The organism is Mesorhizobium sp. FG116 (genome assembly GCF_057809835.1).
The window spans coordinates 40,843-50,154 of record NZ_JBMDKS010000030.1 but is presented as its reverse complement, the minus strand read 5'-3'; the positions used below and the strand labels follow the sequence as shown (position 1 = coordinate 50,154).

Genomic DNA, 9,312 nt, shown 5'->3' with positions numbered 1-9,312 from the left:
CTGGCGTCGGCATAAGCGCAAAGTCCTCGCATGGGCCCTGCGCCATGCACGCCAGCATCGAGCGCGGGGCGAAAGGTCTCACGGCCATCCTCGTCAATGGGATTGAGAATGCTCACAGCATTCCACTGCGGAATTCAACACGCTTTGATCCTCGTCAATGAACCAGAGCTGCCCCGAGGCGACGAATGATTATCCACAGCGTCATGACGGGAAGCTCCAGATGGCCGTCCGATCAGGTTTTGTCGTCTTCTCATTGTTGCTTGTTCTTTTCGCAGGGCCGGTCGCGGCGCAGGAGCGAACTCCGGAACAGCCGACGCTGGCACCAATGTTGGAGCGGGTGCTCCCCGGTGTGGTGAGCATCGCGGTCAAGGGTCATGCGGCGCAGGTGGACGATCCGCTGCTCGAAGACCCCTTCTTTCGACGCTTCTTCGGGATGCCGCAGGACGTCCAGCCGGAGGAACGCGAATTCCAGGCTGCCAGTTCGGGCGTGATCGTCGATGCCGGAAAGGGATACATCCTGACGAACAATCATGTGGTCGAAAATGCCGATGAGATCACCGTTGTCTTCAGCGACGGCCGGCAGTTCGCTGCGGAAATGGTCGGCATGGACCCGGATACTGATCTGGCAGTTCTGCGTGCTGCAGCTGACGATCTGACGGCTCTGCCGTTGGGCAATTCTGATGCGCTGAAAGTCGGCGATTATGTCGTTGCCGTGGGCAATCCGTTCGGTCTGAGCCAGACCGCCACGCTCGGCATCGTAAGCGCACTCGGTCGAACCGGCCTCGGTATCGAAGGCTACGAAGACTTCATCCAGACCGACGCTTCCATCAATCCGGGCAATTCCGGCGGCGCACTGGTCAACCTTCAGGGCGAACTCGTCGGCATCAACAGCGCCATCATCGGTCCAGCCGGCTGGAATGTCGGCATCGGTTTCGCGATCCCGATCAACATGGCTCAGGTGGTCATGCAGGAGTTGATCGATCGCGGCGAGATACGACGCGGTCGGCTCGGCGTGTCGATCCAGGATGTGACGTCGGACCTTGCTCGCGCATTGCGGCTCGAACGCCCCCAAGGCGCGCTCGTGACTCAGGTAACAGCGGGCTCGCCGGCTGAAGCTGCCGGGATCCGGGCCGGCGACGTGATTGTCGCCGTGAACGGTGCCGCGATCGAGAAAGCGGGGGAACTCAGATTGAAGATGGCCCTGACGCGTGTCGGCGCCGAGGTCCGACTTAACCTCGTGCGCAAGGGCAAGCTCTTGGAAGTCACCGCAGTGCTGAACGAACGAACAGAGGCGCAATTGAGCGTGCCGTCCGATGTCCCGTTGCTGACTGACGTCGTGCTGCAGCCCGTCGATCCCGACGGCCCGACTGAAGCTGGCGCGAGTGTCGCCTCGGTTGACCCTGACAGCCCTGCAGGCAAGGCCGGGCTACGGGCCGGCGACGTGATCGTCGGCGTCGACCAGGAACCTGTAGCGACGCCGGATGAGGTGGTCGCAGCGGCTCGGCTTGGACGGGACCACCTTCTGCTGCAGGTGATGCGTGATGGCGGCATGCTGTTCATCGTCATCTCGTAGTCGGGTGGAGCCGGACAGAGACACTCCGTCCCATATCCGGATCGTAGTTTGTCGGAATTGAAAGGAGCACGTCATGAACATCAAGAAAGCCATGCACAAGGGGGCGAAATGGGTCTCCCCGAACACGCCCGTCAGCGAAGTCGCGGCCCTCATGAAGAAAGAGGATATCGGATCGGTCCCTGTGGGGGAGAATGACCGCCTCGTCGGCATGATCACCGACCGGGACCTTGCCCTGCGTGTCCTGCCTAACGGGGCCGATCCGAACGCGTTGAAGGCGCGTGACGTGATGACGAAGGGTATAGTCTACTGCCGCACCGACCAGAGCATCGAGGACGCCATCCACCTGATGGAGGACAGGAAGATTCGACGGCTGCCGGTGATCAACGACAAGAAGCGGCTGGTGGGCATGTTGTCGCTGGGCGACGTCTCACACCATGCCAGTCGGGAACTCTCGGGCGAGTTGGTCCATGCCGTCGCGTCGCCATGAACGAGCCGGCGTTCAAGCGAAGCTTTGACGGCGGTCAATGCCGCGACCTCCACGGTGCGATTGAATGTGACGCTACGAGCTCGGCTCGAATCATCACACGGAGAAGCAACCATGACCGACAGTTCATTGAGACAGGACATCATCGACTAACTCGACTTCGAGCCGAGCGTCGACGCTGCCAACATCGGCGTCGCGGTCGAGAACGGCATCGTCACGCTAACCGGCCATGTGCCGACTTATTCGCAGAAGGTGACGGTCGAGTATGTCGTGCGAAGGGTGAAGGGCGTGAAGGGCATCGCCGAGGAAATCGAGGTGCGCCCGGTCGGCAGCAACCGTACCGCCGACGACGAGATCGCCAAGCGCGCGGTCAATACGCTCGGCTGGAACACATCCATTCCCTCCGGCACTGTTCAGGTGAAGGTGCAGAAAGGCTGGGTGACGCTGACCGGCAAGGTCGAATGGTTCTACCAGAGAAACGCCGCCGCGAATGCCGTGCGTGACCTCGCCGGCGTGATCGGTGTCACCAACCAGATCGAAATCAGGCAACACGCATCTGCGACGGACGTGAAGAAGCGCATCGAAGACGCGTTGAAGCGCTACGCGGAGGTTGAAGCAAAGGCGATCCAGGTCGACGTTCTCGACGGTGGCAAGGTCAGGCTGAACGGCAAGGTTCACGCCTGGTCGGAGCGCAGCGCCGCCGAGCGCGCGGCTTGGTCGGCTCCGGGAGTGACGACCGTCGAGGACCGTATCGCAATCGGCTGACGCGCCGGAGATGTCCTTAGGGCGATAAGGGCGGATCGCAATCCGCCCTTGCACCGAGTTTCGTTCTCCATGACCCCGGTAATAAGCATCGGCCTGACGGGCAGTTCGACTTTTCCTTGGCAGAAAGGCCTCGGATGATGAAGAATGTGTCCATCGCCGGATCATTCATTGGCCTCCGACGCTTGGGAGACCGATCGCGCTCTTGCCTCAGCAGGGAGCGTCGCATGTCCCAGTCTTTACACACGCATTCTTCGCCTCAGGACGACGGCGGCTGAAAGCCGGCGTCGTCCGCGCCGTTTGATCGCGATCTGGAGCTTGCGGTCATCGACCACGATGAAATCCATGCCCTGGTGTTCCCGTGCCGGCGGGTTCTCGGGGGTTGGATGAATGCAGTGACCAAAGAAGTGATGACGCGGCTTATACCGTCCCACTGGCGGGAATGGCGGGCGAACTAGCGCCTGCCGCCACGGCGTCTGGACAGGAACTGCTCGTCGATCAGCATGCGTTCGAGCAGGTCCTGGACGTCCTGACGCTCCAGAGCAGAATGTTTGTACGCGGCTCCGATCGCGCCCCAGATTGAACCGTCGGATCCCGCTACGGGCACGGCAGCAATCCGCAGTGCCGTTTCACGGCCATCGTCGCCAACATGGAGTGCCGCCAGGCCGGGATTTGTGGACCTGCCAAGCAATGCCTGTGCCCCGGGCCACTGCGACGGATCGAGGACGCCACCATCCGGGCCGAACAGCCGCCATCGCCCGATCCGCTCCGGATCGCGCGAGGGAATGGCCTCGGCTACGAAACCGCGCATCGCGGCATTCGCCAGCACAACCTTCCCGGAGCCATCGATCAAGGACATGGCGCAAGGACACTGGTCGAAAATCGCCGCCAACTCGGCTCGCCGCGGGCTTGGGGCACGATGATCCCGGTCATCCATGAAACTGGATGCCCAAGAGGCCAGAAGATCGAGCAGACTGGAAAGGATACCTTCCGCGATCGCAGCTCTAAGAGACGACAGCTTCGCCTCTTCCTCAGCGAGCAGCCGTTCGACCAGGCGCCGCTGCGGATCGTCGAGGTGAGCGTGAAGTCGCCGGCGATAATGCTCGACATTGAGCTGCGCAATGAAGATACGCTGGTCCATCAAGCACCAGCCATCCAGTTCTGCCCATGCGGCGATGAACCATTCGCCAATGTAATGTAATCATATCTGAAGTTGGCGTTCGTGACCACGACTATTGCGCTACGCCTTCGGCACGAAGCGACGCTGCCGGACTTCGAGCGGACGCCCTTTCGGTACTGTGACCCGGTCAAAGGTGGATTGTATCGAGCGGGCCGTTAAACTCAATGACCAAGCCGTCGCCGCGCGCCGAGGCGGCGAGACGGTTGATCGCGTGCACATCCGTCTCCAGTCTCTCAGCGGCTAGGGCTTCTTCTGGGACATGTTTGGCGAGCCAGTCCCGTGCCCGATGGGAAACGGGTGCAACCTGCCAGGTATCGCTTTTCAGACGACTGACCTTAAGGTCCGGCGACTTTGTCCGCTTGCCGTTGTGCATGATGTCCTCGCTTGGCTCGTCGCCGCCAGACCCCCTTATCATCGTAGATGTCGGGGCGGACTTTCGTCCGCCCGGGGAGGTCTCGGCGAGACCACTATGCGTGGCCGACCTCCCGGGCGTCGTAGAGCGTCCACGCTGCCGAAAGGATGATCACCACGCCGCTGAGGACGACGTTCCACATCGCCAACTGGATATCGGCGAATCCCAGGGTCCAGGGCGACACCACCAGCCACAGGCCGATCGTGATGTCCGCCCATTCTTCCCAGAGCGTGAACGCTGCGATCGCCATGCCGCCCAGAAGGATTGCGGCGGCGCCGGTCAGCAACGCATTCCAGAAGATGGTTGCGTCGAGTGCGGCCGGCGCGGTTTCCGGAATGGCGTAGCTGAGAACCCAGTTCGATGCGACGAGCCAAGCGCCGACGATGACCACCAGCCAGTCCTGCCAATGCTGCTTATTCATGTGCGTGATCCTTAGCTGAACAATGAATGTACGCAGCCTATTCGAAGGGTGGCCCAAGAGTTTTGACGCGCATCAACGCTTCATGATGCCACGAATTTTGCTGCCATTGACGCGCATCAATGCGCATCACCTGTTTCCGATACAGAATATATATATCGTCGCGAAGAGATGAGTTGGAAAAGGAAGATCGTGACATGCCACAAGGCATGAAGGGATTGGTACAAAACCAGCTGTTCGATGACACGTGACGGACGGAGCCGCGTAGCCTCACCGAATAGAACTGGAGAAATCCAGAACTAGAAGGAGAGGCTCGCGCGGCTCACGTTAGTTAAGTTTGGTTCTCGCTGGGCCGCGGTCCCGGATACGCCGCTCCACCTCAGATCGTGAAGCATCAGAGGGCTTTCGCGGGGCGGTTCAGAAACAGCCAGGGTTCATTATGCCGAAGCGCCTGCCGGGAACCGCCCTCAATCAGTGGACTGCCAGCAAGCTACAAGACTTCGCCGGCCTTCTCGAGCAGCAGGGTGATGGTCCTTTCCGTCCACGGGCATACCGCAAAGCCGCCGCTACAATCGCGTCACTTCCGGAGCCCGTCGACGCAATACTGGCGCGCGAGGGACGCGAGGGACTAATCGCGCTGCCCACGATAGGGCCCGGCATCGCGGACGCAATTGCTGAAATGGTAGCCAGCGGCAGATGGCATCAGCTCGACAGGCTGCGCGGGGAACTGACTCCCGAAGCGCTATTCAGGACGCTGCCCGGAATTGGTGCTCAACTGGCGGGGCGATTGTGCCGCGACGGGCAGATCGAAACCCTCGAAGACCTGGAAGCGGAGCTCCATCTTGGGAGTCTCGATGTGGAAGGGCTTGGCCCACGACGACGCGCCATGCTCGCCGCGTCACTGGCCGAACGACTGGGTCGACCCGTGCGAGCGCCGGCGCCATTGCTTGCCAACAGGCCGTCGACCAGCCTTCTCCTGCAGGTCGATCGAATGTACCGGGATCGGGCAGCGAAGGGTGAACTGAAGCTGATTGCGCCCAAGCGGTTCAACCGTGCTGGCGAGGCCTGGCTGCCGATCCTCCACGCCCGGCGCGGTGCCTGGCATTTCACGGCGCTCTACTCGAACACCCGGCTCGCGCACGCACTGGGCAGGACCCGGGATTGGGTCGTCATCTATTTCCATAAGGCGCTGGAGCCCGACGGGCGTTGTACCGTCGTCACGGAAACCCAAGGCCTCCGCAAGGGGCAGCGCGTCGTGCGCGGTCGCGAGGATGAGATTGTCGAGCAGGTCCTGGACCCGGTTCAGCCAACAATGCCTTCTGCTGAAGGCGGGACAACACAGAGCCACGCGCCAGGTGATGCGTAGCCAAGGTCGAGGCAATATCAGCCTGTGGCAATCCTGGTTCACGTTCCTTTGCGGATGGCTTTGGGGGCAAACAAGACCAGAATGGAGGTGCATGGCATGTGCCTTTGCGGCCGGTCCGCAACGTCTGCTATTCTGCGTAGGCAAAGTTAGCCTGAATGTCCGAAATGATGAAGGCTTTCGCACGCCTACCGGCACCCGAAACCCTTCATCAATTTCGGCCATTTTAGGTCAGGTGACACGCTCCCAATAGCGGACTTACGGGGCTGCTATAGAGAAGGGCTGCTGCCATAACACGTGACCGGCCGGGTTTCCGGTATATGTTGCAGTCCGTTACGGTGAAATCGTCCTTAGGCTTCGCGGATTTTTTGCGCAAAGCGTTCAACTGCGGCGAACGCCTCTGCGAAACTTGGCCGCGAGCCATACACCATGTCGCCCATTAGCTTTTCGTAACCCGCGGCAGGATTTTCATTAGATGATACAGATTCACTGTGTAGTGAAATTGGTCTCATCAGTGAAATCCACAATGAACCGCGCCGGGTTTGGCGGAGGCCGTTTCGTTTGAGTCACGCTGCCATGGCTGCCTCTTCGAGCATGGCATAGTAGCGTGCCTCAGCTTCCGCCGGCGGGATGTTGCCGATGGGCTCCAGCAGCCGACGATTGTTGAACCAGTCGACCCACTCCAGCGTCGCGAACTCGACGGCCTCGAAGGAGCGCCACGGACCGCGCCGGTGAATGACCTCGGCTTTGTATAGGCCGTTGATCGTCTCGGCGAGCGCATTGTCGTAGGAGTCACCGACACTGCCGACCGATGGCTCGACGCCGGCCTCGGTCAGGCGCTCGGTGTATTTGATCGATACGTATTGGCTTCCCCTGTCGCTGTGGTGGACTAGACCGCCGCCATGGACGGGACGCCGGTCGTGGAGGGCCTGTTCCAGGGCATCGAGAACGAAGCCGGCATGGGCGGTCCTGCTCGCCCGCCATCCGACGATGCGACGGGCATAGGCGTCGATGACGAAGGCGACATAGACGAAGCCGGCCCAGGTCGCGACATAGGTGAAGTCGCAGACCCACAGCCTGTTCGGGGCCGGGGCATGGAACTGGCGGTTGACCTGATCGAGCGGACAGGGAGCGGTGCGGTCGCTGATCGTGGTCTTCACCGGCTTGCCGCGGACCGCTCCTTCGAGGCCCATCTGGCACATCAGCCGTGCGACGGCGCAGCGGGAGACGTCGAAGCCCTCCCGCCCGAGCTGTCGCCAGACCTTGCGCACGCCGTAGACGCGGAAGTTCTCCTCGAACACGCGCCGCACCTCGCCCCTGAGTTCCTCGTCGCGCTTCGCCCGCGTCGACAGCCGGGAGGGATCGCGCCGCTTGGCGACATGGTCGTGGTAGGTCGATGGGGCGATCGGCAGCACCTTGCGATCGGCTCGACCCCATGTGCCTCCCGCTGATCGTCAATGAACGCGATCATGGCTTGAACGGGCGGTCGAGCTCCGCCTGGGCAAAATACGCCGACGCCTTGCGCAGGATCTCGTTGGCCTGCCGAAGCTCCCGGTTCTCCCGCTCCAAAGCCTTCAGCTTCTCGGCAACCTCGGTCGGAAGGCCGGCGCGCAAGCCGCTGTACACCTCAGCCTTCTTCACCCACTCATGGAGCGACTGCGCCGTGCAGCCGATCTTTGCCGCGATCGGGGACACCGCCGCCCAGCGCGACCGATGCTCGCCTTCGTGATCCAAAACCATGCGCACCGCTCGGGCACGCACCTCGGGAGAAAAGCCTGTTCGTCGTCTTGCTCATGATGGCTCCACCTTCTCAAGGTTTCGAGCCTCCGCCAAACCCGGCACGGTTCAGAACAGTTTTGGCTTCGCAGTCGACCCTTCGCTTAAGAAAAACGCGTGGCGGGACGCTCTTGTCATGTCCGTACGACGCACAGTTCAATGGGACAAAAGTGCTAGAGCCGCACCCAAGGCGTACCAGTCAACACCACGGAAACAAGTGCGCAACCTTCGTTCGAATGTCCAAGGGGCTTTCTTAAGTTCGGCACATTGGTGCGCGACGTAGGCAGGCGCAGTTGGCGACGCCTTCTAAACAGCCGGCTCCCGGCTATAAATGACAGGATTTTTGCGATGGGATTTTCGTTATCCGGGCATTATGTCTGGGACTTCTGGTTTGCGAAGGATAAGGGCACGTATCATCTTTACTGCCTCACTGCACCTCGCATCCAAGAGCATCCTGACCTGCGGCATCCGCACGCCCGGATCTATCATGCAACATCGCTCAACCTCGAAGATTGGGACTACCATGGCGTCGTGTTGGGGCCTGCGGTTGGGCCCGGCTGGGATGACGGCACGACCTGGACGGGCTCGGTCGTGAGGCGTCCAGACGGCAAATGGATGATGTTCTATACAGGAACCCAGAAAGCCGAGGACTGCAAGATCCAGCGCATCGGCGCGGCGCTGTCAGACGATCTTCACGACTGGCAGAAGTTGGGGAACGAAGCGCTGCTGGAAGCGGATGCCCGATATTACGAATCCTATGATGCCTCGCGCTGGCACGACCAGTCATTTCGGGACCCATGGGTCTTCGAAGACGCTGCGACTGGCGGATGGCGCATGTTGTTCACCGCGCGAGATAACGACATCAATGCGCGCGGCGCGGGCGTGATCGGGCAGGCCTCGTCACCCGATCTCACGAACTGGACTGTCGAGCCGCCACTTTTCCGGATTGGCTATTATGGCGAGATGGAGGTGCCGCAACTCTTTCATCTCGACGGGTGGTGGTATTGCCTTTTCAGCAACTCATCGCGCCTGCGCGATCCCGCCTATCTGGCTACGGGCAGATGCGGCATGTGCACCGGCAGCCACTATGTCCGCTCGCGCAATCCCGATGGGCCGTTTGAGCTCGCCGAGGAACTGTTCTTCGCCGGCGACGCCGTGGGACATCTCTATGGAGGCCGCGTGATCGAGGGACCTGACGGCAAGCTCGCGCTCATGACCTTCCTCAATCACCGGCCGGATGGCAGCTTTGTCGGCGAGCTGACCAGCCCGATGCGGCTCTGGACAACGCCGGAAGGCTACCTGCGCGTCGATGCGACCAGATACGGCGTGGCGCTGCGCGACTAG

7 protein-coding genes, 2 pseudogenes and 1 other annotated feature are annotated in these 9,312 nt (G+C 61.3%); of the genes and pseudogenes, 5 read left to right on the top strand and 4 right to left on the bottom strand.

Annotated features, from left to right (window positions below):
- Window positions 1-220 precede the first annotated feature (220 nt).
- The 3 genes and pseudogenes from ACODTY_RS19945 (at window position 221) to ACODTY_RS19935 (ending at window position 2,822) form a co-directional block, all read left to right on the top strand.
- Window positions 221-1,573, top strand: a complete 1,353-nt coding sequence (locus ACODTY_RS19945; protein ID WP_488995944.1) for a DegQ family serine endoprotease — start codon at window positions 221-223, stop codon at window positions 1,571-1,573.
- Window positions 1,574-1,646: 73 nt separating this feature from the next.
- Window positions 1,647-2,060 carry a CBS domain-containing protein gene (locus ACODTY_RS19940; RefSeq protein WP_488995943.1) on the top strand — a complete coding sequence of 138 codons (414 nt, stop codon included), beginning with the start codon at window positions 1,647-1,649 and terminating at the stop codon, window positions 2,058-2,060.
- A 111-nt stretch (window positions 2,061-2,171) separates the two neighbouring features.
- Window positions 2,172-2,822, top strand: a pseudogene (locus ACODTY_RS19935) (BON domain-containing protein).
- Window positions 2,823-3,273: 451 nt separating this feature from the next.
- Here the strand turns inward: ACODTY_RS19935 and ACODTY_RS19930 are convergent.
- The 3 genes from ACODTY_RS19930 to ACODTY_RS19920 all read right to left on the bottom strand — a co-directional run bounded on the left by ACODTY_RS19930 (window position 3,274) and on the right by ACODTY_RS19920 (window position 4,832).
- Entirely contained in the window at window positions 3,274-3,960 is a 687-nt protein-coding gene (locus ACODTY_RS19930; RefSeq protein WP_488995942.1) for a hypothetical protein, read from the bottom strand.
- A 166-nt stretch (window positions 3,961-4,126) separates the two neighbouring features.
- The gene (locus ACODTY_RS19925; RefSeq protein ID WP_488995941.1) at window positions 4,127-4,372 is read right to left on the bottom strand and encodes a hypothetical protein; all 246 of its coding nucleotides are present in this window, start codon (window positions 4,370-4,372) and stop codon (window positions 4,127-4,129) included.
- Window positions 4,373-4,466: 94 nt separating this feature from the next.
- Window positions 4,467-4,832 carry an SPW repeat protein gene (locus tag ACODTY_RS19920; protein WP_488995940.1) on the bottom strand — a complete coding sequence of 122 codons (366 nt, stop codon included), beginning with the start codon at window positions 4,830-4,832 and terminating at the stop codon, window positions 4,467-4,469.
- A gap of 436 nt (window positions 4,833-5,268) precedes the next feature.
- Here ACODTY_RS19920 and ACODTY_RS19915 point away from each other — a divergent pair, with 436 nt between their 5' ends.
- Window positions 5,269-6,195 carry a DNA-binding protein gene (locus ACODTY_RS19915; protein WP_488995939.1) on the top strand — a complete coding sequence of 309 codons (927 nt, stop codon included), beginning with the start codon at window positions 5,269-5,271 and terminating at the stop codon, window positions 6,193-6,195.
- Window positions 6,196-6,758: 563 nt separating this feature from the next.
- Here the strand turns inward: ACODTY_RS19915 and ACODTY_RS19910 are convergent.
- Window positions 6,759-7,987, bottom strand: a pseudogene (locus ACODTY_RS19910) (IS3 family transposase).
- Window positions 7,590-7,705 (bottom strand) — a sequence feature (AL1L pseudoknot). (Overlaps the previous pseudogene by 116 nt.)
- 329 nt (window positions 7,988-8,316) lie before the next feature.
- Here ACODTY_RS19910 and ACODTY_RS19905 point away from each other — a divergent pair.
- Complete coding sequence (locus tag ACODTY_RS19905; protein WP_488995938.1) at window positions 8,317-9,312, top strand: glycoside hydrolase family 68 protein; 996 nt, start codon at window positions 8,317-8,319, stop codon at window positions 9,310-9,312.

Bases quoted from the DNA above. Each gene is read 5' to 3' on its own strand.
- ACODTY_RS19930 (WP_488995942.1), bottom strand. From the start codon at position 3,960: ATGGACCAGCGTATCTTCATTGCGCAGCTCAATGTCGAGCATTATCGC.
- ACODTY_RS19915 (WP_488995939.1), top strand. From the start codon at position 5,269: ATGCCGAAGCGCCTGCCGGGAACCGCCCTCAATCAGTGGACTGCCAGC.
- ACODTY_RS19945 (WP_488995944.1), top strand. From the start codon at position 221: ATGGCCGTCCGATCAGGTTTTGTCGTCTTCTCATTGTTGCTTGTTCTT.
- ACODTY_RS19905 (WP_488995938.1), top strand. From the start codon at position 8,317: ATGGGATTTTCGTTATCCGGGCATTATGTCTGGGACTTCTGGTTTGCG.
- ACODTY_RS19920 (WP_488995940.1), bottom strand. From the start codon at position 4,832: ATGAATAAGCAGCATTGGCAGGACTGGCTGGTGGTCATCGTCGGCGCT.
- ACODTY_RS19940 (WP_488995943.1), top strand. From the start codon at position 1,647: ATGAACATCAAGAAAGCCATGCACAAGGGGGCGAAATGGGTCTCCCCG.
- ACODTY_RS19925 (WP_488995941.1), bottom strand. From the start codon at position 4,372: ATGCACAACGGCAAGCGGACAAAGTCGCCGGACCTTAAGGTCAGTCGT.